Annotated in this window: 28 protein-coding genes and 1 tRNA gene; 9 read left to right on the plus strand and 20 right to left on the minus strand. The window is 39.7% G+C overall.

The genetic code is table 11. The annotated features are described in order from the left end of the window. Nucleotides 1-222: 222 nt before the first annotated feature. Both QZZ23_RS11000 and QZZ23_RS11005 read right to left on the minus strand, forming a co-directional pair. The gene (locus tag QZZ23_RS11000) at nt 223-513 is read right to left on the minus strand and encodes a hypothetical protein (protein ID WP_292470019.1); all 291 of its coding nucleotides are present in this window, start codon (nt 511-513) and stop codon (nt 223-225) included. Nucleotides 514-807: 294 nt separating this feature from the next. Next, the gene (locus tag QZZ23_RS11005; protein WP_292470022.1) at nt 808-2,130 is read right to left on the minus strand and encodes a tyrosine-type recombinase/integrase; all 1,323 of its coding nucleotides are present in this window, start codon (nt 2,128-2,130) and stop codon (nt 808-810) included. A 117-nt stretch (nt 2,131-2,247) separates the two neighbouring features. Between QZZ23_RS11005 and QZZ23_RS11010 the strand changes: the two genes are divergently transcribed. The 3 genes from QZZ23_RS11010 (at nt 2,248) to QZZ23_RS11020 (ending at nt 3,349) form a co-directional block, all read left to right on the plus strand. After that, a complete protein-coding gene (locus tag QZZ23_RS11010; protein WP_292470024.1) occupies nt 2,248-2,454 on the plus strand; it encodes a helix-turn-helix transcriptional regulator in 207 nt (68 codons plus the stop codon). Between the two features lie 15 nt (nt 2,455-2,469). Further along, nucleotides 2,470-3,015, plus strand: coding sequence for a molybdenum-dependent transcriptional regulator (locus tag QZZ23_RS11015; protein ID WP_292470027.1), 546 nt, complete (start codon nt 2,470-2,472; stop codon nt 3,013-3,015). A 121-nt stretch (nt 3,016-3,136) separates the two neighbouring features. Then, the gene (locus tag QZZ23_RS11020) at nt 3,137-3,349 is read left to right on the plus strand and encodes a hypothetical protein (RefSeq protein ID WP_292470030.1); all 213 of its coding nucleotides are present in this window, start codon (nt 3,137-3,139) and stop codon (nt 3,347-3,349) included. Nucleotides 3,350-3,361: 12 nt separating this feature from the next. Here QZZ23_RS11020 and QZZ23_RS11025 read toward each other — a convergent pair whose 3' ends face one another. The 13 genes from QZZ23_RS11025 to QZZ23_RS11085 form a co-directional block, all read right to left on the minus strand. After that, nucleotides 3,362-4,456 carry an SO_0444 family Cu/Zn efflux transporter gene (locus QZZ23_RS11025; RefSeq protein WP_292470032.1) on the minus strand — a complete coding sequence of 365 codons (1,095 nt, stop codon included), beginning with the start codon at nt 4,454-4,456 and terminating at the stop codon, nt 3,362-3,364. Beyond that, nucleotides 4,456-4,806 (minus strand): metalloregulator ArsR/SmtB family transcription factor, encoded by a 351-nt coding sequence (locus QZZ23_RS11030; protein ID WP_292470034.1) that lies wholly within the window; start codon nt 4,804-4,806, stop codon nt 4,456-4,458. Before QZZ23_RS11030 ends, QZZ23_RS11025 begins: the two co-directional genes overlap by 1 nt. An 18-nt stretch (nt 4,807-4,824) precedes the next feature. Then, nucleotides 4,825-5,622, minus strand: a complete 798-nt coding sequence (locus QZZ23_RS11035) for an energy-coupling factor transporter transmembrane protein EcfT (protein WP_292470037.1) — start codon at nt 5,620-5,622, stop codon at nt 4,825-4,827. After that, a complete protein-coding gene (locus QZZ23_RS11040; RefSeq protein ID WP_292470040.1) occupies nt 5,615-6,448 on the minus strand; it encodes an ATP-binding cassette domain-containing protein in 834 nt (277 codons plus the stop codon). The genes QZZ23_RS11035 and QZZ23_RS11040 overlap by 8 nt, the downstream gene beginning before the upstream one ends. After that, a complete protein-coding gene (locus QZZ23_RS11045; protein WP_292470043.1) occupies nt 6,433-7,257 on the minus strand; it encodes an energy-coupling factor transporter ATPase in 825 nt (274 codons plus the stop codon). The genes QZZ23_RS11040 and QZZ23_RS11045 overlap by 16 nt, the downstream gene beginning before the upstream one ends. Further along, complete coding sequence (locus tag QZZ23_RS11050; RefSeq protein WP_292470045.1) at nt 7,257-7,799, minus strand: biotin transporter BioY; 543 nt, start codon at nt 7,797-7,799, stop codon at nt 7,257-7,259. Before QZZ23_RS11050 ends, QZZ23_RS11045 begins: the two co-directional genes overlap by 1 nt. A gap of 201 nt (nt 7,800-8,000) precedes the next feature. Next, a complete protein-coding gene (gene thsA / locus QZZ23_RS11055; RefSeq protein ID WP_292470047.1) occupies nt 8,001-9,617 on the minus strand; it encodes a thermosome subunit alpha in 1,617 nt (538 codons plus the stop codon). A gap of 225 nt (nt 9,618-9,842) precedes the next feature. Next, the gene (locus tag QZZ23_RS11060; RefSeq protein WP_292470049.1) at nt 9,843-10,256 is read right to left on the minus strand and encodes a hypothetical protein; all 414 of its coding nucleotides are present in this window, start codon (nt 10,254-10,256) and stop codon (nt 9,843-9,845) included. A gap of 125 nt (nt 10,257-10,381) precedes the next feature. Then, entirely contained in the window at nt 10,382-11,377 is a 996-nt protein-coding gene (locus QZZ23_RS11065) for an aspartate-semialdehyde dehydrogenase (RefSeq protein WP_292470051.1), read from the minus strand. 281 nt (nt 11,378-11,658) lie between these two features. Then, complete coding sequence (locus tag QZZ23_RS11070) at nt 11,659-11,814, minus strand: hypothetical protein (RefSeq protein ID WP_292470054.1); 156 nt, start codon at nt 11,812-11,814, stop codon at nt 11,659-11,661. A 173-nt stretch (nt 11,815-11,987) separates the two neighbouring features. Next, a complete protein-coding gene (locus tag QZZ23_RS11075) occupies nt 11,988-12,476 on the minus strand; it encodes a hypothetical protein (protein ID WP_292470057.1) in 489 nt (162 codons plus the stop codon). Nucleotides 12,477-12,610: 134 nt separating this feature from the next. Beyond that, nucleotides 12,611-12,820 carry a hypothetical protein gene (locus QZZ23_RS11080; protein WP_292470059.1) on the minus strand — a complete coding sequence of 70 codons (210 nt, stop codon included), beginning with the start codon at nt 12,818-12,820 and terminating at the stop codon, nt 12,611-12,613. Next, a complete protein-coding gene (locus QZZ23_RS11085; protein WP_292470061.1) occupies nt 12,780-13,334 on the minus strand; it encodes a hypothetical protein in 555 nt (184 codons plus the stop codon). The genes QZZ23_RS11080 and QZZ23_RS11085 overlap by 41 nt, the downstream gene beginning before the upstream one ends. A gap of 211 nt (nt 13,335-13,545) precedes the next feature. On the opposite strand from QZZ23_RS11085, the gene QZZ23_RS11090 reads away from it, so the two are divergent. Then, a complete protein-coding gene (locus QZZ23_RS11090; protein ID WP_292470063.1) occupies nt 13,546-13,833 on the plus strand; it encodes a hypothetical protein in 288 nt (95 codons plus the stop codon). Between the two features lie 21 nt (nt 13,834-13,854). Here QZZ23_RS11090 and QZZ23_RS11095 read toward each other — a convergent pair whose 3' ends face one another. The 3 genes from QZZ23_RS11095 to QZZ23_RS11105 all read right to left on the minus strand — a co-directional run bounded on the left by QZZ23_RS11095 (nt 13,855) and on the right by QZZ23_RS11105 (nt 16,132). After that, nucleotides 13,855-14,151, minus strand: coding sequence for a DUF5658 family protein (locus tag QZZ23_RS11095; protein WP_292470065.1), 297 nt, complete (start codon nt 14,149-14,151; stop codon nt 13,855-13,857). Between the two features lie 750 nt (nt 14,152-14,901). Then, complete coding sequence (locus QZZ23_RS11100; protein ID WP_292470067.1) at nt 14,902-15,711, minus strand: hypothetical protein; 810 nt, start codon at nt 15,709-15,711, stop codon at nt 14,902-14,904. A gap of 46 nt (nt 15,712-15,757) precedes the next feature. After that, nucleotides 15,758-16,132 (minus strand): hypothetical protein, encoded by a 375-nt coding sequence (locus tag QZZ23_RS11105; RefSeq protein ID WP_292470070.1) that lies wholly within the window; start codon nt 16,130-16,132, stop codon nt 15,758-15,760. A gap of 774 nt (nt 16,133-16,906) precedes the next feature. On the opposite strand from QZZ23_RS11105, the gene QZZ23_RS11110 reads away from it, so the two are divergent. Next, the gene (locus QZZ23_RS11110; RefSeq protein ID WP_292470072.1) at nt 16,907-17,773 is read left to right on the plus strand and encodes a CPBP family intramembrane glutamic endopeptidase; all 867 of its coding nucleotides are present in this window, start codon (nt 16,907-16,909) and stop codon (nt 17,771-17,773) included. Between the two features lie 342 nt (nt 17,774-18,115). On the opposite strand, the gene QZZ23_RS11115 is transcribed toward QZZ23_RS11110, so the two are convergent. Then, nucleotides 18,116-18,187: transfer RNA gene (locus tag QZZ23_RS11115), tRNA-Arg, on the minus strand. Nucleotides 18,188-18,333: 146 nt separating this feature from the next. Here QZZ23_RS11115 and QZZ23_RS11120 point away from each other — a divergent pair. Then, entirely contained in the window at nt 18,334-19,518 is a 1,185-nt protein-coding gene (locus QZZ23_RS11120; protein WP_292470075.1) for a redox-regulated ATPase YchF, read from the plus strand. A 25-nt stretch (nt 19,519-19,543) separates the two neighbouring features. Next, nucleotides 19,544-20,209, plus strand: a complete 666-nt coding sequence (locus QZZ23_RS11125; protein ID WP_292470076.1) for an undecaprenyl diphosphate synthase family protein — start codon at nt 19,544-19,546, stop codon at nt 20,207-20,209. Here the strand turns inward: QZZ23_RS11125 and rimI are convergent, their stop codons facing one another. Next, the gene (rimI, locus tag QZZ23_RS11130; protein WP_292470078.1) at nt 20,210-20,635 is read right to left on the minus strand and encodes a ribosomal protein S18-alanine N-acetyltransferase; all 426 of its coding nucleotides are present in this window, start codon (nt 20,633-20,635) and stop codon (nt 20,210-20,212) included. Nucleotides 20,636-20,720: 85 nt separating this feature from the next. Between rimI and QZZ23_RS11135 the strand changes: the two genes are divergently transcribed. Next, nucleotides 20,721-21,224: a hypothetical protein gene (locus tag QZZ23_RS11135; RefSeq protein WP_292470080.1), complete on the plus strand. Its 504-nt coding sequence runs from the start codon at nt 20,721-20,723 to the stop codon at nt 21,222-21,224. 159 nt (nt 21,225-21,383) lie between these two features. Beyond that, nucleotides 21,384-22,655 (plus strand): ATP-binding protein, encoded by a 1,272-nt coding sequence (locus tag QZZ23_RS11140; RefSeq protein ID WP_292470082.1) that lies wholly within the window; start codon nt 21,384-21,386, stop codon nt 22,653-22,655. The last annotated feature ends 12 nt before the right edge of the window (nt 22,656-22,667 follow it).

Below are 22,667 nucleotides of genomic sequence, written 5' to 3' on the forward strand. Positions count from 1 at the left end.
TTTATTTAAATACATGTTTATAAAAATTATCGTAACTGGGAAAGGGTGTGCCAGTTGCAGTATCAAAACAGTTATATATACTTATAAATATACATTGAAGTGCATACCATCAACAACCAACGGCATACCATCGACTGGCGGTTTCCATTCCGTCAAAACCTCTTGGGTGGGGTTCCAATTGTCATGATTAATCACTCCCCCACCCACTCATCTCTTGTTATCTCAATTTCCACTAAATTTTGTAGTCATATTCTCCCCTAACCAACCTAGCTTAAAAGCGGTAAAAGCAATGATTGCTATTCCGATTGGGGTCGTGATTGGTGATATGGTCACCGTGAGGACTATCCCGACTGCAAATCCTATGATTGCTCCGATTGTTCGGCCGATATCGAGGTCATCGTCTGTGAGCATAAGGAACACAGCATCGATTCCCAACACACTAATGAATATGAATGTTCCTTTACCGAATGATACGAAGTCAAGTAAGTATAAAAGGAACGTTACCCCCACCACAAAGGCTGATGCTGATAATAGATACTTATAGATATTATCTTCGATTTTATTTCGATTGGCTGTACTTTTTTTTGTGATTTTTTTCATACGGATTCCTTCATATTATTTTTATATTTGATGTAAAAATATTATTTGTGAGCGTATATAAATGTTTTTGACTTTCACGATTATGGAAAAAATAAAAGTAAAAAAGATAATAAAAATATTGTAAAAATCCGGGTCAAATCGCACCATCGGATATAAGGGCATGGGTTCATATGCCTGAACTAAAAAATGTTCACTATGGGCTTTATTTTAGCCCTCATCCTGTAATTTTTCCATGTCCTGTAATTCCTTTTGCCTTGCACGTACTTCTTCAAGTGACATATCCGTATCTGGAATATCATCATTCGAATTGTCGGTTGGAAACCCATACAAATCAACATATGGTCTTGCATCATCGGGATTGTTCGGTTTCTTTGCATTTTGTATATTTTTCAACATCTGCATTGCGGTTACATCACCTTGTTTAATCTTAATGAGTAGTTTATCCATAACTTTATCGATAAAATCATCTGTGTTTACGATAGGGGAATCCTTTCCTACTCCACATTTATAACAATGTAAATTAGAACTACCGTTATTCTCATTGCAATTGTGGCAAACCCAATTTTGAAGTATTGGCTCTTCAATCTCTGTTTTATCTACTTCTTCACCGTGCATCCGCCTTAATGCATTATGGGTGGTTTCTTGTGCCATATGTATGTAGATAGAAGGCATTGTACTGGACATTTCCCAACCTGCAAACTCACGCATGACAAACTCATTTATCTCTGGGGATTGTGCTAACTGTGTTAACCGTGAATGTCGAAATAAATGCGGATGAACTCGTTTTGTTATTTTTGCATCTCGTGCAACTTTACGTATCATTGCCTGAACAACCTTATCTGTCAATCGTTGGTGTTGATATCCGATATTGAAGAACAATGGTTCATCAGGGGTTTTATCCCTGCAATGCTCACTATTGAGCCATTCACGAATATAAGGCACTGAACTAAAAAGCAGTATTTCCCTTTCACCTGTTTTACCATCAAGTTTTATGTAAGTACCCTTTTTGTCCTTGAACTCAACATCACCTATGTTAAGGTTACATAATTCTCCGACTCTACAACCACTATCATAGAGCAAAGCGATTATAACCTTATCACGCACTTGAGAACACTTATTAATCATTAATTCGATTTCTGACATTGTAAGCAAATCATCTTTATTTTTAGGGTTGGATTTGACCTTCTTTGTTTTAATCCAGTCTACAGTATCTGCTTTACCTATACCTCTTAACAATTGTTTAAATTTTATTTTTTGTTGTGTAGCAGTACTTTTTTCTATTTCACCGTCACGTACCCTGTTTTCAAGGCGGAATACATAATTCTCCACATCTTCTTTTGTGATATCCTGTAGTGGTTTTTTGACAAATTCAATTAGATATATGGTTTCTTTGATGTGATTATCAATTGTCCTTTCTTTCAAACCATCATTAATAGATTTCCTGTAATATTGCCACAGTATGTTAATATCCGATTGTGATATATTTCTATCATGAATCCATTTTTCAAATCCTTCCTTATCATATACCATTTTATCACCAATTTATATTATATTATAGATTTTATAGATATAAAAAAGGCACTTGTGATTTCACCTCTTTTCAGGAAAGGGGACATTGAATAATCCGGAAAATGAAGGGATGATTAAATGAAGACGAGGATTAAGGAACTCAGGGCCAGATATGACATGACCCAGGAAGACCTTGCGAACAAAGTTGGCGTGCGGCGTGAGACCATCGGTTTTCTGGAAAAGGGGAAATACAATCCCTCACTAAAACTTGCATATAAAGTAGCAAAAGTACTTGAAACAACAATCGATGAACTGTTCATCTTTGATGAATCGGACCTCGAATAATAAATGGAGGTAATCATGGAAGCAAAAACAAAGGTATGGCTTGCAGAAGATGGAAAACCAATAATTGGTGGAGGAAAAGTTGAACTCCTTAAGACAATAGATGAAGAAAAATCACTTCGCAAAGCCTGTGAAAAACTGGACATATCCTACAAACACGCCTGGAACGTGCTGAACAAAATCAGTGAAAGACTTGGGAGAGATGTAGTTACCACCATCAGAGGCGGAAAGAACCAGGGAACCATCCTCACAGATGAAGGACGTAAGCTTATCAGTGAATATGAAATGAACAGGAAGTTCATTAACAATACTATGGAAGATGAAGGTTCGTGGGAGAACATAGGACTTGCTATATCTGCACGTAACAAAATCCCTGCAACAGTTGTTGGTGTGGAAACAGAAGGACTTATCTCAAAGATCAGACTGGAGATTGAACCATCAACACTTACATCTATTATTACTTCCGAAGCGGTTGAGAGACTTGACATAAAAGAAGGAGATAAAGTATTTGCAATAATCAAGTCGAGTGAAGTCCTTATTGGGAATGAGAAAAAGATGGAATGAAATATCCCCCATTTTTCAAATATCCATTCAAAAACCGTATATACTTTCAGATTCCACTATAATACAACCATACAACCTATTAATCGTAGCTATATCTATTAAAATCTAAAATGGGAACATTATGCCAAAACATGAAGATTTTTCGTGGGACAAAGGAAAAATTAAAAACGGCAGCTCCCTTGGGAAAATAATTAGTATACCTGCTCAGGGTGATGACATCGAAGGACCTGATGATGTTGAATTAAGAATTGATACTAAGGAAGACATAGTTGTAGATGAGTTCAAAGAAAGAATGGCAGAAATTCTTTCGAGAGAACTCCATAAAAAGCAATAAACTATCCTTATTTTATCTTCTTTGCTTGTATACACCATAGACCATGAAAGGTATCAACATTAGTGCAAACCCAGTTTTTATACCGGGAGCCAGCACGTCGCTTGCACTACCAACAATAGAACTGGCCTCAATTCCTAATCTCAGATAGATTGCATCAAGCAACAGTCCAAACGCCAATGAACACACTGCAATCATTGTAAGATAGATTGTTGCGCTTCTTTTCCCCAGAAACTTTGCAACCATGGTAATAGTTGCTGCATTTGTTGCAGGTCCGGCAAGCAGAAACACAAACGCTGTACCCGGACTCATTCCCTTTGAAACTAGAGCTGCTGCCAATGGTGTTGAAGCCGTCGCACAAATGTAGAGCGGAATCCCTATAACCAGCATAATAAGCATGGAGAAAATACCACCCCCAAGATAATCACCTATTATCTCAGCAGGTATCATGTAGGATACAATTCCTGCAATTACAATTCCAAGTATGAGCCATCCGGCAATATCCCCGAGAAGCTCAACAAAAGCATACCGCAAACCTTCCAGCATCCTTCGTACCAGTGAAACATCGCTGCTGATAGCTGCCCCTGTGTTGCAGGAACATGAGGAATCACTGCATGCAGATATTGGCTGCATCATAAGAATGTTTTTCTTTGGAGTTGAATCTTCTTTTCTCCCGCCTATTATGTTTTCTGTTATTCCTGTTAGCAGTGCCGTAGTCATACTGGCAACAGGTCTGAAAACAGTCATAATAGGATCCAGCAGTGCATACGTGATAGCTATGGAATCCACACCTGTTTCAGGCGTTGAGATTAGGAAAGAAAGTGTTGCTCCCTTTGTAGCACCCCTGTTTTTCAGAGAAAGTGCAGTTGGAACTACACCACATGAACACAAAGGCAGTGGGATACCGAGCAGAGATGCATTCAGGGCTGACTTGAACTTACCTGCAGACTTACCCAGATACTTCAGTATTTTTTCATCAGGTACGAGCACATGCAAAAGACCTGCAATAGCAAAGCCTAGAATCAAATAGGGTGCTGCCTCTTCAAAAAGACCCCACGACTCTGCTGCAACTCCGATAATAATAGATAGCAAAGAATCAGACAATGTCATTATTTTGTTTCCTCCACGTGTTCCCGGCACATAGACATGAATAGTTCTACATGTTCATCAGCCAGATAGTAAATTGCAAACCTGCCTTCTTTGTTTACTCTTACAAGATCAAGCTGCCTGAGATTTTTCAGGCTATGAGATATCGCAGACTGGGATATTCCAAGTGCATCCTCAAGCCCCCTCACACACATTTCCCCCTGCAGCAAAAGAAACAGAATCTTCAGGCGGGTGGTGCACTGCAGAGCATTGAATATCTGACACATTGAGGATATTGACTCTTCAGAAGGTAATTTCCTGACTTTTTCAGTGATAGTATCATCATCTGCACAAATATGACCTATAAATACCATGGATATATGAGCATATGATCATATAATAATATATCCCTTAAAGTAAGGCATAGTAAAAAAACTGAAAATAAAGAAATACAAAAGATAGAAAAGGTAGTCCATTCTTCGGAATTCCATTACATACATAGATGTCCGTCCAATACCAGAATAACAACGGCTTTCCATTGCCATGGCCACTTCTTCCACCCTGCGAACAGAAGTAGCCACAAGAGGAATGGAAATAGAGAATATAGCTTTCACCGGTTCTTTTTTGATATCCAGGCCACGAGAAATCTGTGCGTCCCTCAAGCTCCTGAAATTATCATACAACAGCGGTGCGAAATAGATGGACAGGGACATCATCATAGCAAAATCATGTGAGGAAATGCCAATGTGTTTCAGTGGTAGTAGACGAAGAAAACTTTCAATACCAGCAGTAATCCTTGAAGGAGATGTTGTTGCTGTAAGTAAAGATGCAAAAAGTAGTAAGAAAACAAAACGCAGTGTTATGATAGTACCAAGTACAAGACCTTCGTAGCTTACAGAAAGCCATTTGAAACTGAAAATTACCGTTCCTTCCGTGAAAAAAAGCTGGACCAGAAAAAGTATGGCAAAAAATAATAGCATTGGACGTACTGAACGCACAAAGTGCATTACAGGCAGATGGCATATAAAGAGCAAAATTAAAAAAACAAACATTATCAATGTAATTTCCATAAACGATGAAGCTTTGAGAATGCAGATGCTTGCAAGCATAAGACCAATTATCTTAGTCCTGGGATCAAGCCTATGAAGTATGGAATTGACGGGAACAAAAGATAAAAATAGGTCATCCATATCTTTTCACTCCTTTTTTCACCAGTGCATTACTAATCTCATGGAAAGCTGCATCAGCAGAGAAAATATCATCACGCACATTAAAACCAGCCTTATTAAGCTCTTTCATTAAGAGAGTGACCTCAGGCAAAGGAGATGAAACTGATCTCAGGTACTCGGCAGGAGTTCCGGTGAAAGCTATAGACCCATGTTTAAGAAGGACAACCTTTTCCGCAAGGGGAAAAAGTTCACACACCTGATGTGAAACAACAATAACAGAAATCCCGGTGCTATGGAGTTTTTTCAGCGTTGAAAGCAATAAAGATCGGTTCTCGGGATCAAGACCGGATGTAGGTTCATCAAGTATGAGATACTCAGGATTCATAGCAAGAACTCCTGCCAGCGCAACCTGCCTCATCTGACCTCCGCTTAAACTAAAAGGGGAAAGAGCAGAAACACTATGATCCAGGCCAACAAGGTTTAAAGCATCAATTACCCGCTTATTAAGAGCCTCACCTTTTAGTCCAAAGTTAGACGGTCCAAAAGAGACATCATCAAATACAGTTTTTCCGAAGAGTTGTTTTTGAGGATATTGCATCAAAAGGACTGCTTTGGATCTTACGGCCTTATTTGTGGAATTTATTCCACTTACAGTCACCAAACCCGATTGTGGTTTCAGAAGACCATTAAAGTGCCTTATCAGGGTAGATTTACCAGAACCCACTTCACCACCGATAAGAACGAACTCACCTTTTTCAACAGACAAGCTAACATTGTCCAGTGCACGTCTTTCAAGTGACGTTCCTTTGTTATAGCAGAAACTCACGTTCCTTACATCAATTGACATAAAGCCTCCATGAGTTTCTCCCGGGAAAGCGGGAAACATGCCGGATCTATAAAACCGGAATCGCATAGTCTTTTTGCCAGCTCAATTACGGGTGGAAACTCAAAGCCGGAATCCACAACATTCCCCTGGCTTAATATAACACGTGGGTAGCCATTGTGTGTTATACGACCATTTTCCATTACTATAAGGCGGTCTGCGTGAACAAGCTCTTCCAGACGATGAGTCACATATACAATAGTTGTCCCGTTTTCATGTAATTGTGTAATCAAACCCAGAATCTCTCCCCGTGAATAGGGGTCCAACATAGAAGTAACCTCATCAAACAATATTATTTCAGGTTTCATGGCAAGAATAGATGCCAATGCAACTTTCTGTTTCTGGCCCCCACTTAATGACCCAGGAGTTTGGTGTTTGTACTCCTGCATCCCCACATCCTGAAGTGACATATCCACACGCTTTCGTATATCTTCCTGTGGAAGACCAAGGTTCTCAGGACCGAATGCAACGTCTTCTTCTAAAGTCATCCCTATGAACTGTGACTGTGGATCCTGAAAAACCATGCCTGCTATCTGACGGATGTTCAATATGAAGGAAGAGTCAATAGTATCCATTCCCTTTACGACAACAGAACCTTCAGAAGGAAGCATAAGACCATTCATGTGACGTAAAAGAGTTGATTTGCCAGACCCATTCTTCCCTGCTATGGCTACAAATTCTCCTTTATGGACATCCATAGATACCGAATCAAGTACTAGTGTACCATCAGGATACCGATAGCTCAGATTGTTTATGTGAATCATGTAAATCATTAAATAGAGTATCTGGATGCAATGATCGATGATGCAAGTACCTTAAGGATGTCTCCGGGAATGTATGGAACAAGACCAAGCACTACCGCCTCGGGGAAAGAAAGGCTTGCAATGTTCATGAGCTGAAAAATCCCTAACGAATATATTATGAAGATTCCTGCCAACATGAACAGTATATTGAAATGTACCTTGTCCTTGCCATATCTATCGCAAAGAAGCCCGATTACAAAAGCACCAAAGACAAAACCTAGCAGATATCCACCAGTTGGACCGAAAAACATACCCAGACCGGAACTGCCACCTGAAAAGACAGGAAGGCCAGCAATCCCCAGAAGCAGATATACGATTACACTTATGGTTCCCCACCTGGCACCCAGCATTGCTCCTGCCAGCAATATGAAAAGAGTCTGCAGTGTAATGGGAACAGGACTTACAGGCACGGGGATCTTTATGTAGGCACCAACTGCCATCATGGATGCAAACATGGCTGCAAAAACCATGTATCGGATGTTATTATTATACGAGCATTCGTTTTCTACCATAGAAAATCACCAGTTGTCTGTGGAAATATCATGTCGTGAAAATCCAATTGTACTGGATATTCTGAGCTCACATAATATTGTCAACTAAATGAAATGTTAGTGGTTTACAAAATATATAACCCTTATGCGCAAGGACACAAATTAATAAGTACAATCTAAAAAAGAGAAAAACGTGCAGGAAAACCTGCACCAAAAACAAATTTACATATCCATATCAGGCTGTGGCATACCTGGTGGCATTCCGCTGCCTCTGCGGTTTGCAGCTACAACATCATCAATCCTGAGAATCATGACTGTTGCTTCTGTTGCTGCGTTAATTGCCTGGGTCTTTATCCTGAGTGGTTCAAGGACATTGTTCTCGTACATGTCTACAACCTTTCCAGTGTAGACGTCAAGACCCATGTTCTTGTTACCCTGCTCGTGCTGTGAGCGGAGTTCAATGAGTTTGTCTATTGGATCAAGACCTGCATTCTCAGCAAGGGTCTGAGGAATTATTTCAAATGCTTCTGCAAACTTACCAACTGCAAGCTGCTCTCTACCCTTAAGTGTTGCTGCATAGTCCCTGAGTCTCAGTGCAAGTTCTATCTCCGGAGAACCGCCGCCTGCAACAATCTTCTTGTCTTCAAGTGCTACACCAATTACACAGAGTGCATCGTGAAGTGCACGGTTGAGACTGTCGACGATATGTGATGTACCACCGTGAAGAATGAGTGATGCAGTCTTCTCTTCCTTGCATCCAAGGAGGAAGGTCATCTTTGAACCGTGGATGTCCCTTTCTTCCACAGACTCAGCAGAACCAAGGTCTTCCGGCCTGATGTCAGTTACATCCTGGAACAGAGTTGCACCAGTTGCTTTTGCGAGTTTCTGAAGGTCGCTCTTTGTGATCCTTCTACAGGCATAGATACCAGCTTTTTCAAGATAGTACTGTGCAAGGTCATCAATGGCCTTCTGGCAGAATACCACAGTCGCACCGCTAGCAATTATCTTGTCGACCATATCCTTTACCATTTTCTCTTCCTGTTCAACGAAGAGGTTCATCTGGTCTGGTGATGTGATCTTAATCTCTGCGGTCTTCTCGATCTTCTGGAGCTCAATTGCGAAGCTTGCAAGGAGAATCTTTGCGTTCTCTACCTTTTTAGGCATGTTTGGCCTGACCCTTTCCTTGTCAATGACAAGACCAGTGACAAGTTCTGTGTCAAGAATACTGCCACCTTCACGCTTCTCGATAGTAATATCGTTAACATCTACTTTGATACCGTCATCAGTTTCTTCCACAACTGAGAGAACTGCATCAAGAGCTTTCTCTGCAAGGAAGTCCTTGTACTCTCCTGCAGCTTTTCCGGTGAGAGCGGTCTTAGCCAGTTTCATCAGGGTTTCCCTGTCATCTGTAGACACATCAATTGTAATGGTCTTTAAGATCTCAACAGCTTTCTTAGCTGCATGCCTGTAACCACTTGCAATAATTGTAGGGTGAACTCCTTTGTCAATGAGCTCTTCTGCCTTTGTGAGAAGTTCGCCTGTGAGTACGGCAGCAGTTGTTGTACCGTCACCGACTTCGTCATCCTGAGTCTTTGAAACCTCAACTACCATCTTTGCAGCTGGATGTTCAATATCCATTTCCCTGAGGATTGTAGCACCATCGTTAGTGATGACGATATCTCCAAGTCCATCAATAAGCATCTTGTCCATACCTTTTGGACCAAGTGTTGTCCTTACTGCCTTTGCAACTGCTTTCCCTGCAAGGATATTAATGCTCTGAGCATCCCTTGTACGGGATTTGTTTCTGTTCCCTAAAGCGTATGTAGGTTGTCCTGCCAATTTTTAACCTCCTAATAATCATAATGTACTATTAAAGATAGAGTGATATTTGTCAAATAAAGTACTATTAATTGTACTGCTCAATCTAGATGCAGGCAGTTCTATATAAAGATAACTGATTGACAATTAGTAGATTATAGAAAAATATTAAGTCGCCAGATGAAAGCATCACCTGAAGGGATATGACATGCATTACAGTGTTGGAAGAACTGCTACTAGTACTTATCACAAATACCTTTCATACAACCTGTTCAGAAGAGTACGTATCATAGAATAAACATATTCCATGTAATGTCCCGGATCAGGAATATCAAAAATAGCCAGACCACCTGCATTCCATGAAACGTTCGATATTACCTGTTTCTGTACCATCCCATCAATTATCAGTCTGAGCATGGAAAGATTATCAACCGTTTCACGCCAGTCTCCTGCATGTACTGAAAAAGAAGCAGTTCCATTGACAAGCTCAAGTTGCTGCAATGCAAATGTATAGACCTGCAACAGGCTGACATCATTTTTAGTTAACTCTATCTGACCACTTTTTGCATTCTCACGCAGGACTTTAAGGACAAGAGAGATATCAGACGAGCGAAATGTATTGTTATTTAATTTTTCAATGTAGATATTGATCTCATTCATATTTTTACACCCGGGACAATAAAACCCCGTTAAAAGAACTACCTGAAAACAAATAAAATTTACCAGGCATATCTTAAAATAAAACAAAAAATAGATCACGATGCAAAATGCATCGTTTTTTATGACTATAAGAACTTTTCAGCTATTTGTACAGCATTGAGTGCTGCCCCTTTAAGAATTTGGTCACCACATACGAAGAACTCAAGACCATGGTCACCAAACACAATGTTCTGCCTGATTCTGCCAACTTCCACATCGTATTTCTTTGTAGCAGTTATTGGCATCGGATAAACATTGTTAGTAATATCATCCTTCAGTTCAACACCCTGAACTGAGTTTAAAAGCTTCTTTGCATCCTCTGGGTTTACAGGCTTTTCAGTCTCGATTACTATACTTTCTGCATGCACCCTCATGGTGGGAATCCTTACACAGGTACAACTTATGGACATGTCTGGCTCTGAGAAGATCTTCCTGGTTTCCCAGACGACCTTCATTTCCTCACGTGTGTAATCGTTTTCCTGGAAACTATCGATATGCGGAATTGCATTGAAGGCTATTGGATAAGCAAATACCTTGTTTCCGACTTCCTTACCGTCCAGGTAATTGCGTGTCTCTTCTGAAAGTTCGCTCATACCTGCAGCACCGGCTCCGCTTGTAGCCTGGTAGGTACTAATAATTACCTTTTTTATACCGTATTCTTTATGAAGTGCATACAGAGGAATAGCTGCAATTGCAGTTGTACAGTTGGGGTTTGCAATGAGCTTTGAATCCCCGATTGCACTGGCATTGATCTCAGGAACTACCAGAGGCACATCATCATCGTACCTGAAAGCACTGCTGTTATCAATCACGTAACATCCTGCACTTGTTGCCTTCTTAGCATTTTCTTTGCTCCAGCCACCACTTATTGCAAAGAATGCAATATCAAGCTCTGAATAATCTGCAAGGTCAGCATTTTCAATGGTTATTTCTCCAAATGGAGTATCCATTGTCTTGCCTGCACTTCTTACTGACGCAAAAAGTCTTAGCTGTTCTACAGGAAAGTTCCTGTTGTGCAATACTTCAATTATTTCTCTACCTACTGCACCTGTAGCACCCATGATTCCTACTTTGTAGCTCATTTTATGTCATCCGTCCGATTGCTGGGATTTCTTTAAAACCTCAATCTTGTTAAATGAATCTTTGATATACGATATTGAATGCCTTGAGAGTTTTTCTTGCCAGTACCATATATATGGAATGATATGAAGATTATCCTCGGTCATATCTGTGAGTATATGATCAATCCCTAAAAAAGTAAAGAAAAGATTAATGCTGCAAATATTAAAAGAAATTAGATAGCCAATGCTTGGTATACAAGCAGAAATCCCTTTTTTTTAATAGAAAGTGTTTTCTGTATATATCAGTAGGATACCAGCGTCTGAATGCAAGCAGTCTTAACAAAGTTAATCATGTGATATCTTAGTTCAAATTCCTGCTCAGAGAGATCATCAGTCTCCAGATATCTGGAGAACATTTCCCTGAAGTCATCAAATTTTCTTTCGTCTTGTTCTTTCATAAATTCCCCTCGAATTCACGGATAAGCTTAAATGATGATATATATTTTTTTATTATATAAAAATATACTGATACGGATTATCAGATCGCACTATAGAATACAAGAAATATGGAAAAATTGCAGAGATTCCAACTACAAACTAGTGAGATAAATAAAAAAGTGACAGAAATCTATCACTCACTGTCACCTGCGGCAATACTGTATTCAAAGTTATCTGTGTTTGCAGAAATTATGCTAAGTTCCCACTCCCCCATGGCACCAGTTGCTTCGTAGACCTCGGTATAGGTTGTTGAATACTGCTGGTATGCAGAGGACTCTGCTGAATACAATATCATATCATTGTTTCCGAAATTAACTGAGCCCTTACTAATAGCCTTTACAAGTTTTAGTTCAACTTCTTCATCACCGTTTTTCAGTACGATATCAAATGATGGCTGCTGTTTTGCAGACCCACCACTGTAACCGGCATAGTTTGAATATCCATACTGGTTCATTGATACCTCGACCCTAATAGGTGCTTCAGAGAAACTAACAAATTCTGTCACGAATGGTTCTGATGGTTGTTCCCAAACGTTAAGATAAAACTGTACCTGGTTCTCCCATTCATCCAGTGCAGGATCCTCAATTCCAAGATCAATGGCCGTGCTGTAGCTTCCCTGCATAGATTCCGGGACTTTCAGGTGTATCTTTATGATTGCAGTTTCGCCTGCTTTTACTTTTGAAGGAGCGTTTATGATGACAGAATCTTCCGCAAATGCATCATCAAATGATGAACGACTGCTATCGTAATATGATATTACAGAAGGATCTTGCCGGTTGTAAGCTGCAGAGTTATGGAAATATTCTCGTCTCCAACGTTCACAAGTTTTATTTCGTAGTCATATTCTTTGCCTGCCTCAACCCTGTCGTTGATATAGTTGGTTGATATTTGGACGCTTGGAGGAATCCACACTTCTACAGAAAGTTCAATTGTGTTCCCATAAGTAGTAAGCGGATATTTTTTCATCGGCAACACTTGATTCAGCACCTTCACTTATTACAGACCTGTCAAAGATAATATTAGCATTGTAGTAACCCAGATCTGCGTCATCAGGTATTGCAACTTCAACTGTGAATTCCTTCTTTTCATCGGATTGCATTACTATGTTTGAAGGTATTACTGTTACCCATTCTTTTTCAAGGTAATTCTCAGTGTAGGACGGCAATACCATTACAGGGTCAATATTTACTGCTTCATCATCCCTGTTAGTGACTGTCACAGTAAAGGAACTTGTTTCACCGGGCTGCAGGCGCAGGTATGAATATGATGAAGTTACCTGGATCATGCCATAGCCCATTTCAGGAATGTTGATGGTAGCTACCTCTTCCGCATAATCTCCTACATACAATCCTGATAAAACTGATCTGTCAAAGAACAGTGGTTTTATTAAGGGAGCTACATCGTCTGCCATTGCCCCTGTGACAAAGACAACGCTTACAAGCAGCACCACTATTGTAATGTACATTGATATTTTTCTCATTATACTATACTTTCTCTTTAGTTCTCATGTTGCAGAAGTATCCGCACATATTAAAAAATTGCCTAGACTTCAATTTGATTGGTGGTTATGAAAGCTGATAGACACGGAAGATAAAGAATATATGAAATGAGGCTGCGATGGCAAATACATGCCTATTTACTATTATCAGAATCAATAGATTATTTATATATTCAAATAATAGATTATTTCCATGGAGGAGAAAAGATACCCAAAAGGTCACTTCATAGCAATTGGCATGCTTATGGGCCTTCCCATGGGAATTCCCATAGGTATTGTGTCAGGCATGATTGCCATCGGGCCAGCAATTGGAATTATCCTTGGAGTAGGTATTGGTACATACCTGGAAAAAAAGTATAATCCTAATCCTTTACCAATGACACCTGAAGAGGAAACACAACGAAAAAAGGTTACTTTGGCGCTTGGTGGAATCTTCCTGCTTGGCATCCTGATGTTTATTGTTCTACTCATGATGAGCTGAAAGTTAAGTCCGGCCTGCTTATCATCCATGAAGGATTGTCATCATGTTGCTTGTGGTTGCAAGAAGACCGATACATGATACTGAATATCTTGTGAAGTTCCAGTAGGGCCTGTCTGCATTCCTGTACACGTGATACAGCAGGAACATAAAACTTACTTTTAGTGGTATCAGGAAATTATACCCGTAAGCCCTTAAAATCGGGGAAAGTATGGGGTTTCCTTCATAAAATTGTCCGGTTTGCAGTGCATAAAGAGTTGTCAGAGTATCCCCGATGACAAAAAGGAGGAACACTGGTATGATATCCTTTAAAAATGACATACTTTTTCACTTTTGTATATAGTTGACCATGCAAATCCTGCGAATCTCATTTGAATCAAAAAACGTGTTATTTCTGTGCAACCTAGCATCAATGGCTCATCAATCCGATTTAAGAAAAAAACCAAGTGGATTTTATTGTATATTCCTGCCAAGGCGCCAGACAAAATATCAAGATAAATAAGCCTATAGAATTTGTTTTTCATATATCGTACCACCTAATTGTATTTTGACGTTTTGTGCACAATATAACAGATAAGTAGGATTTATATCTTCCTATAATAATTTATAAAGTTAAAAAGATAAAAAGATAGTCATAATTTTACTACTGTCATCTAATGAGAAGTATATTTGAACAAATTAAATGAAACTCAGTATAAAAATAATGGTCTTTTAACCCAAAGAGCAGTGTCTATCAAAAACAAACACATTGCAATTTTACTCCATTAATCCGGGAACCAAAGATAAAAAAGAGATTATCAGGCAGTCAGAATGCAAATGTCTGCCTGTTAAGATATACTTGGATCCCCTGCAGAATTGGATTGATTGGAAAATATATAACTGTGTGGAAAAGAAAGTATTTAGAAGTATATAGATTGTAGACAAAAAGGAGACAGCAATAGGATGGACCGACACAAAACAGACAACTGATATTTAAAAAAACAGAATCTCCACGTATTGTCTGTGATAGACTTCACACAGAACACAAAATAATCATTAACCAGATATTGATTACTCTGTGGCACTGCTAATCTAGCAAAATGCCAGAAAGACCATTTCCCTTATCCGGTCAATCAATTCCCGCACCTCTTCTTCATGCGGCCCTTCGTCCTCATCAGTAATGGCGCATCTTTCGCTTAAAGTCACAAGATATTCCATTGTCACAAGCTTATCTGAATCGAACCCTTTAGCCTCATCAGAATTATAAAGTCTCTGAACTATTGCAGCCATTGCTTCCTCTGGCTCCGGTTCAACCCCATTGACCCCACACAACATCCTCAGATATCTTTCAAGAGCCTCGCCTGCGACAGTACCAGCAGAACAGACGGACACCAGCTCACACAGACCTTCGGCCTCATCAAGTTCAGAATTTATCAGATCTGCTGTAACCATTCTCTCATGATTGTTCTTTGCCAGAGCGATACGAGATCCTGCGGAGTGAAGTATACGGACCTGAGCATCAAAACAGGCAATGAACTCTTTTCTCAGATGCTTCTTCTCGTTGGAGTTACTGACAGAATCATGCAGGTCGATGAGACCTACTATCTTTTCATGCAGCCCTGCAATATCCTCATCTTTTGAATTCCTGCTAGTACCTACATATTCCTGAACAAGCTCCCGGCAGCTTTCATACCAGGCCCCGTACCTTTGTAATAGAGTACTTTGCAAAACCTCATTCTTAGAATTTAGCACGCATATCCTATATTCGACATTCGGCAATCCCGTAGAACCATCATCAATATGCTTCATCCTTCTTTGCGTGGTGCCGTTTAGCAGATTCACATACATCTTTTCGATTATTTCGGCTTCCTTGATGTATGTGGCAATGTCTGGATTGTTCATGACATTAGAATGGAGTAAATTGTATTTAAATGTTAAATTCGAAGGATCAATCTGAAATCACTGAAAGAAGCAGAGGAGCAAAAATCCCAAAAAAGTAGCCTGTATAGTGACCAATCGTATTAACAATAAAACCATTCTGCATAATCTCCAGAGGAACCAGAACTGGAAGAATGAATATAAAATCTAAGGTTACAATAAGTAATCCTACAGTGTATAATTGCCTGAAATTCGGGAAACATCTCAACCAGTTCCTGATATCTAAAGACTTCTGGATAACTTCTACGATAACATCCTTTTGTAAGTAGACCAATATCAGTGCAAATGTAATTGTGAATACGTAATGGAACATTCGTGGAGACAGGTTCTCAAGGACCAATAAAAGGTTCATGATTACTATCAGGAAAAGAAATGTGAGATTCATTCTCTTACAGCAGTGTTCCTTGAGAAATCTATAGACAACATATGTCAGATACCCAAACAGCGAGCTTACAGGCCCTGAAAATCCCTGGTATATGGTATTAGTACCTATCACTTTCAAAGAGACTACGATATTATCCAGGGTAAAACAAGGAACATTAGTATGGAATATGCATAAAATCTACTTTTGTTTGTTTCAAAATTAAAAATCAAAAAACAAAGTGCCAGATAAGTTATCAGGTTTCCTGAAAAGTGTGACAGGTTGCTATGTACATAGTTTGAGAGAAAAAGCGAATAAAGTGTTATCCTTGACGGATACAGAATGAAATATGCCTCTTTCAAGCTGTCCGGGAGAGAAAAGATAAAGATGAGCAGTGTCGGAACAAATACAAAATAGAACAAGCCGTCACTCTTTTTCCAGTCTGCAGAAAATAAATATTTCGTGGAAAACGATTCAATGTGGCACTTTAGAGTTCCTGACATCTAAAATGTATTTTAATCTGAATGCAGATATGCTTTTGCTTTAGATACTTATAAATGAAAATCGAGGGTACCTTATCAAAAATATTAGATACTATCCGCGTTCCTCTTGCTCAAAATATCGATTAAATCGTTATTGTTTTGTGCTTTATGTTTTATGATACAGAGAAGGTTAGTGAGGTGTTAAGCTAATTCTTTATTCAATTCGTTAATCCAATTAGATACTTTAGTAACTAAAGAACCTGCTTTTGGCGACACTTAGAAAGTGTATCAATATGGTGTATATTAGAGTTGGATAATGGGAAAATCAATAAGTAAATACTGCTATATTTATTTACATCTCAAAACAAAACATGAATATGATTTCTACAGAGCTATAATAAGGAGATATAATATGGAAAATGACAGAAAATTATTTGCTGTTTTACTAGTTGCATGTATCTTTGGAACGATAGCTGTATTACCTTATACTCTCACCCTACAGGGAGAATTAATTCAAAATTTACCTGTGCCTTTATATGTACTCCTGACTGCTCAACTTATCCAGAGTATAATCCTGTTTGGTGTTGCAATTTTTATTGGCCTTCATCTTGCCAGGAAAGTCGGGCTTGGCCTTCCAATCCTCAATGGATGGCTTGAAGGCAGAGATGTAAAAAAATATCTCAGATCCATACTTGGAGTATCTGTTGGGCTTGGAATCCTGGCCAGCATCCTTATAATTGGACTGGATTATTTGTTTTCCCTGTCCGGTGTAACAATCAATGTAACTCAGGATTCAATAAATCCTCCTGCATGGCAGGGATTCTTTGCATCTTTTTACGGCGGGATAAATGAAGAGATCCTGTTAAGATTATTCGTAATGACCTTCATTGCATGGATACTCTTTAAAGTCAAAAGAACAGACCAAGGTAAGCCAACAAGTTCAGGTATGTGGTTAGCTATTGTTTTAGCTGCAGTTATTTTTGGCGCTGGTCATTTACCAGCGGTAATGACTATAACAACACTCACACCACTGGTAATTGTTCGTACCATTGTTCTAAATGCCGCTGGCGGAATTATATTTGGATGGCTTTACTGGAAAAAAGGTTTAGAATCAGCTATGATATCGCATTTCTCCGCGGATATTGTGTTGCATGTGATATTACCTTTGATAGCATTGATCTGACTATTAGGTTTTGCACCCATCTTCTGTTAAATTTTTTCACCTTCGTTTTTGCTAGATGTCATATTTATTCTAAATTCAGCTGCAATCAAGTTATTCTTTTCAGGAGTTTAGCAACGTAATTATTTACATAAACAAGTTCTATCAAGGCAAGCGGCTAACCTCCCGCCTAACAGCGGCAGGCAACAGCCTAAAACGGAGTCAAAAATTAAAGTTACTTTTTGGAAAATTATATAGCCTGTCCTTCTTTGAGAACATATAGGAATTGTCTTTATGTTGTTTTTGTAATGGTTAGATTTCTGCAGAATAAGCAATTACAATTTACTTGAAATAAAAAAAATAGTACGTCCCGACCGAGGATCGAACTCGGATCTAAGGCTCCGCAAGCCTCAAGGATATCCATTACCCTACCAGGACATTAAGGTTCATGCTCTACTGTCTTTCTCATATATAAATATTATTGGTTGCCGAGTGAATATTCATGCTAATTCTGGTTTCCCTTACCATTGACAGATGTGTGCACAATCAATAAAAGTTAAATGCTGCAAGGCTGATTACTAACTATGTCGATGACAATAGGACTTGCAGGGAAACCCAATGCAGGGAAATCCACATTCTTCAAGGCTGCAACACTGGCAGACGTGGAAATAGCAAATTATCCATTCACAACAATTCATGCAAACAAAGGAGTAACATACGTAAGGGCGGAGTGCCCCTGCGTAAGCCGTGACAAGCGCTGTGGCAACTGTTCTGACGGAATACGTTACGTTCCTATCGAGCTCATAGACGTTGCCGGTCTGGTACCTGATGCGCACCAGGGGCGCGGGCTTGGTAACACCTTCCTCGACGACCTGAGGCAGGCACAGGCCATCATCCATGTGATAGATGCCTCCGGCGCAACCGATATAGAAGGAAATCCGGTTGACATCGGGGATCACGACCCACTTGGTGACATTGATTTTCTCAACCATGAACTCACAATGTGGATTTACAGCATAGTCAACCGGAACTGGACCAAGCTGTCACGCAAAATACAAGCAGAAGGACTTTCCATTGAGCACATACTTGCAGACCAACTTGCAGGAGCAGGAGTGGATGAGCCACAGGTCAATGCCGCCCTTAACCAATGCAAACTGGACAGGAACCATCTCACCAAATGGACCGATGAGGATATTATTCTTTTCTGTGATGCCATCCGCATCCTGAGCAAGCCGATGATAATCGCTGCCAACAAAACAGATGTTGCGCCACCGGAGAACGTCACCAACCTGCAGGCACTTGAGCAGATAGTAGTACCCACCAGCGCAGCCGCAGAACTCGCGCTCAGGTCAGCAGTCAAGGGCCATGCCATAAAATATGAACCAGGAGATAACGACTTCACCATCGTGTCTGAAGAGCTCAACGCTGCCCAGAAAAAAGGTCTGGAGAACGTACGTGCCCTCATACAGAAAATGGACAGTACAGGCATACAAAAATGCATCAACAGCGCAGTTTTCGACCTTCTTGACCTGATAATTGTTTATCCCGTAGAGGATGAAGGAAAGTGGATCGACAAGAACGGAAGGATGTTACCTGATGCATTCCTCATGAAAAAAGGCTCAAATGCCCATGATTTCGCCTACATGATCCATACGGATATCGGAAAAGGCTTCCTCTATGCAGTGGACGGGAAAACAAAAATGCGACTTGGGGAAAAGCACGAACTTAAAGATGGCGATGTCGTAAAGATAGTATCCACAGCAAAATGAACAATCATGAAACTACAGACCTCATATGAAACTTGCAACTTCCTACTATGAAAAGTACCTGTTGCAGCAGATAGGGAAATACCCTCGCCCACATCATGTTTCCCTAGTACTCTCCGAGGCAGATCTACTGCATAAAGAGGAATCAGGCTACAGGAAACTAAAGGAGTACATACTCTGGTGCAAACAGCTTGGCATAAGCATCACAAGTATCTACATTGATGTTCTGGATACTGAAGAAAAACTAAAATCAGAAATGATAGAAAAAGTTTCCGGAAAACTCAATGAAATACTTCAAAAATTGCCGGATAATTCAGGATATGAAATATTCGGTGAAAACGGGGGAACCTATTCAAAAAAGGAAGGAAAACATTTCCAAGTCTATGTGTCTGTAGGTTTTGGCGGACGTGAGGAAGTCACCAAAGCAGTAAAAGACATACTAGAAAATGTAAAAGAAGGAAAAATAAAGCCATCGGAAATAACTGAAACAACCATCGAATCACGCCTGGTGGTTAAACATGAACCCGACATACTTATCCGCTCAGGAGGAAAACATCTCTCCGATTTTTTGATATGGCAGTCAATATATTCAGAGTACTACTTCACCGATGTAAACTGGCATGATGTAAGGAAATTAGACCTGCTCAGGATAATAAGAGATTTCCAGAAGCGTCAGAGAAGATATGGGAAATGATCATATCTTCTTGCCCATTACAATTGCATTGTCATCAAGATAGTACCCGTCTATTTTTCCCTCAACCGTAAATCCATTATCAGAGTAGAAAGATCGGGCATCCATATTCTTTTCTCTTACCTCAAGCATCATTTCATTGAACCCATGCACCTTAGCAAGGTCTATGCACCACTCCAGCAGTTTCCTGGCAATTCCCTGCCTGCGAGAATCACTGTGAACTGCAATGCTCTGAAGATGAGCTTTTTGCCTATCCTCTGAAGAACTGACTATTGCATAACCACGTATCTGCCCCTCCTCATAAACCAGGAACCCCGGGTTACTGAGGTGTGCCTTGAAAAGAAAATCGGGCCAGGGAACTTGAAAGGAACAATTTTCAATATCTACTATTTCAGAGATGTCCGATTCCAATGCTCTTCTTATTATCATCTAACACGACCACTTCTACAATCACTTATAATTTCATATCTCTATGAGACTTACTATTTATAGAATAAATACTAAAAAGTTGCCAATGACATATGGAGTCATTGTATGTACAAAGTGCAGGAAACAAGCACAAATAATTGATTGCGGGATTTCAAAGACCACACGCTGCCAGCGATGTAATGCTACCCTTATAACAAGAAAAATACGCGTCTTCTTTTCATCTGAAAATCTTGACGAGGCAATTTCCGCAAGGACACAGATACAGGCACAGATAGCAGAAAAGGGAACATACACCCTACAAACTGAAAAAGAAAAAGGCGACAGAACACTGCATCAGGTATTTGGCAGTGAAATTGATAGTAAAACATCCTGCTTTGCTGACAACCGAAAAGTCCAAAAAAAGAAAAAAGCAGATGAAGTAATAATCAAAATTCTCTTGGCCAACAACAAAGAAATGTCCCATAATGAGCTAAAAATAGCAGCGTTGGCAATTGATGTTGATGGAGGGAAATTTGAAGATGCCTTACAGAAAATGCTACAGGCAGGAGAGATATACTCACCTTCAAAAGGTCTTATAAAGATTGTTTGATTTAGTACCGCCATTAATGCAAGAATAAAACCAATTCCCATTTTACAAAACATAATATATATTTACAGGAAGTGTACACAAAATATATCTAAAAAGATGTATAATATGTAATGTCTGAATGGTTTGGTTTCAAACTAAAATAATTTTACAGGTATGAATATGTCCGATATAACCCTTGATATTGTGGAACTGCTGCTGACAGCACAAATATACAGTAAATATCCTGAGATGGATCCAAGTGACTTACCCAAGGATATAAGAAAATTTTACTGGAGCAGGGATCATAAAACCGTTCCAAAGCCGATTAGGGTTACAGTAACTGATATTGAGAAGATGTTCCAGGAAGAAAATATAAAAAACAAAATTAAAACACTTCCTTTTGTCACTATAGATGACCAGGAATTCTCTACAAAAATCACGGCTCTCGATGTTGGTGCAGAGTGGTTCCAGAAAAAGGATGAGAACCGGGATAGAATCTCGCACAATCCTGCCCTTGCATTCTACTATGAAAAAAAGCAAACTGAAGGTGCAGACTACAGCAACGCAAAAACAAAGGTCAGGCCAAAGGAAGTTGACAGGGAATGGATAGAATCCCTGATAGCAGAAATTGAAAAAGAAGAAGGTGGTCCTGAAATGCTTAAGCTGGCACATATCAGTGCACCGGAAGATATCTATCAGACAATGAAAGACTTTGTCCTTACACATGAACAGGAAGAAGAGACAAAGAAAATAGTCAAGGCGATACAGTACAGAGACTACCTGAAACGCATTGGTCTTCATGATGTTGGAAAGATACTCATGGTGGGACCCCCAGGAACAGGAAAGACCTCACTTGCCAAGGCAATGTCAGAACACCTTGCCACTCCCTTTGTAGAGGTAAGGCTGTCAATGATAACAGATCAGTACCTTGGAGAAACCGCAAAAAACATTGACAGAGTATTCGCTCTTGCTAAAAGATTAAGCCCCTGCATACTTTTTATTGATGAATTCGACTTTGTCGCAAAGACACGTTCATCCGATGAACACGCCGCTCTTAAAAGAGCAGTAAACACACTGCTCAAAGCCATTGACAACATAAGCCTCACAACAGACGGTGTACTTCTCCTGGCTGCAACGAATCACCCCAAGATGCTTGATTCCGCGGCATGGCGACGTTTTGATGACATAATGAAGTTCCCGCTGCCCGATGTAGATATGCGCAAGAGGATACTTGACATTGTCACAAAAGAGATAGACGGCGACTTTGATACAGCTGAAATTGCATCCCTCACACACGGTTATAGTGGTTCTGACCTGAGAATGGTTATCCGCGAAGGTGTGCTTAGTGCACTTGTAACTGAGAGAACAGAACTTACACAAAAGGACATGCTCAATGCGGTAGCAACATTCGATGAAAGGGCAATTATCAAGACAAATGAATATGAAGATTAAAAAGGACAATTC

This window comes from Methanolobus sp., from assembly GCF_016278385.1.
Classification (GTDB): Archaea; Halobacteriota; Methanosarcinia; order Methanosarcinales; family Methanosarcinaceae; genus Methanolobus.

Excerpts from the sequence above, each read along its gene's own strand:
- QZZ23_RS11080 (WP_292470059.1), bottom strand. The coding sequence starts at position 12,820 with ATGAAAAAATATCCGCTTACTACTTATGGGAACACAATTGAACTTTCT.
- QZZ23_RS11125 (WP_292470076.1), top strand. The coding sequence starts at position 19,544 with ATGAAACTTGCAACTTCCTACTATGAAAAGTACCTGTTGCAGCAGATA.
- QZZ23_RS11060 (WP_292470049.1), bottom strand. The coding sequence starts at position 10,256 with ATGAATGAGATCAATATCTACATTGAAAAATTAAATAACAATACATTT.
- QZZ23_RS11100 (WP_292470067.1), bottom strand. The coding sequence starts at position 15,711 with ATGAACAATCCAGACATTGCCACATACATCAAGGAAGCCGAAATAATC.
- QZZ23_RS11015 (WP_292470027.1), top strand. The coding sequence starts at position 2,470 with ATGGAAGCAAAAACAAAGGTATGGCTTGCAGAAGATGGAAAACCAATA.
- QZZ23_RS11030 (WP_292470034.1), bottom strand. The coding sequence starts at position 4,806 with ATGGTATTTATAGGTCATATTTGTGCAGATGATGATACTATCACTGAA.
- QZZ23_RS11120 (WP_292470075.1), top strand. The coding sequence starts at position 18,334 with ATGTCGATGACAATAGGACTTGCAGGGAAACCCAATGCAGGGAAATCC.
- QZZ23_RS11070 (WP_292470054.1), bottom strand. The coding sequence starts at position 11,814 with ATGAAAGAACAAGACGAAAGAAAATTTGATGACTTCAGGGAAATGTTC.
- QZZ23_RS11090 (WP_292470063.1), top strand. The coding sequence starts at position 13,546 with ATGGAGGAGAAAAGATACCCAAAAGGTCACTTCATAGCAATTGGCATG.
- QZZ23_RS11075 (WP_292470057.1), bottom strand. The coding sequence starts at position 12,476 with ATGCAGGGAAGCTACAGCACGGCCATTGATCTTGGAATTGAGGATCCT.
- QZZ23_RS11005 (WP_292470022.1), bottom strand. The coding sequence starts at position 2,130 with ATGGTATATGATAAGGAAGGATTTGAAAAATGGATTCATGATAGAAAT.
- QZZ23_RS11085 (WP_292470061.1), bottom strand. The coding sequence starts at position 13,334 with ATGAGAAAAATATCAATGTACATTACAATAGTGGTGCTGCTTGTAAGC.
- QZZ23_RS11095 (WP_292470065.1), bottom strand. The coding sequence starts at position 14,151 with ATGTCATTTTTAAAGGATATCATACCAGTGTTCCTCCTTTTTGTCATC.
- QZZ23_RS11135 (WP_292470080.1), top strand. The coding sequence starts at position 20,721 with ATGACATATGGAGTCATTGTATGTACAAAGTGCAGGAAACAAGCACAA.
- QZZ23_RS11105 (WP_292470070.1), bottom strand. The coding sequence starts at position 16,132 with ATGAATCTCACATTTCTTTTCCTGATAGTAATCATGAACCTTTTATTG.
- QZZ23_RS11010 (WP_292470024.1), top strand. The coding sequence starts at position 2,248 with ATGAAGACGAGGATTAAGGAACTCAGGGCCAGATATGACATGACCCAG.
- QZZ23_RS11040 (WP_292470040.1), bottom strand. The coding sequence starts at position 6,448 with ATGTCAATTGATGTAAGGAACGTGAGTTTCTGCTATAACAAAGGAACG.
- QZZ23_RS11025 (WP_292470032.1), bottom strand. The coding sequence starts at position 4,456 with ATGACATTGTCTGATTCTTTGCTATCTATTATTATCGGAGTTGCAGCA.
- QZZ23_RS11045 (WP_292470043.1), bottom strand. The coding sequence starts at position 7,257 with ATGATTTACATGATTCACATAAACAATCTGAGCTATCGGTATCCTGAT.
- QZZ23_RS11140 (WP_292470082.1), top strand. The coding sequence starts at position 21,384 with ATGTCCGATATAACCCTTGATATTGTGGAACTGCTGCTGACAGCACAA.
- QZZ23_RS11065 (WP_292470051.1), bottom strand. The coding sequence starts at position 11,377 with ATGAGCTACAAAGTAGGAATCATGGGTGCTACAGGTGCAGTAGGTAGA.
- QZZ23_RS11050 (WP_292470045.1), bottom strand. The coding sequence starts at position 7,799 with ATGGTAGAAAACGAATGCTCGTATAATAATAACATCCGATACATGGTT.
- rimI (WP_292470078.1), bottom strand. The coding sequence starts at position 20,635 with ATGATAATAAGAAGAGCATTGGAATCGGACATCTCTGAAATAGTAGAT.
- QZZ23_RS11110 (WP_292470072.1), top strand. The coding sequence starts at position 16,907 with ATGGGAAAATCAATAAGTAAATACTGCTATATTTATTTACATCTCAAA.
- QZZ23_RS11020 (WP_292470030.1), top strand. The coding sequence starts at position 3,137 with ATGCCAAAACATGAAGATTTTTCGTGGGACAAAGGAAAAATTAAAAAC.
- QZZ23_RS11035 (WP_292470037.1), bottom strand. The coding sequence starts at position 5,622 with ATGGATGACCTATTTTTATCTTTTGTTCCCGTCAATTCCATACTTCAT.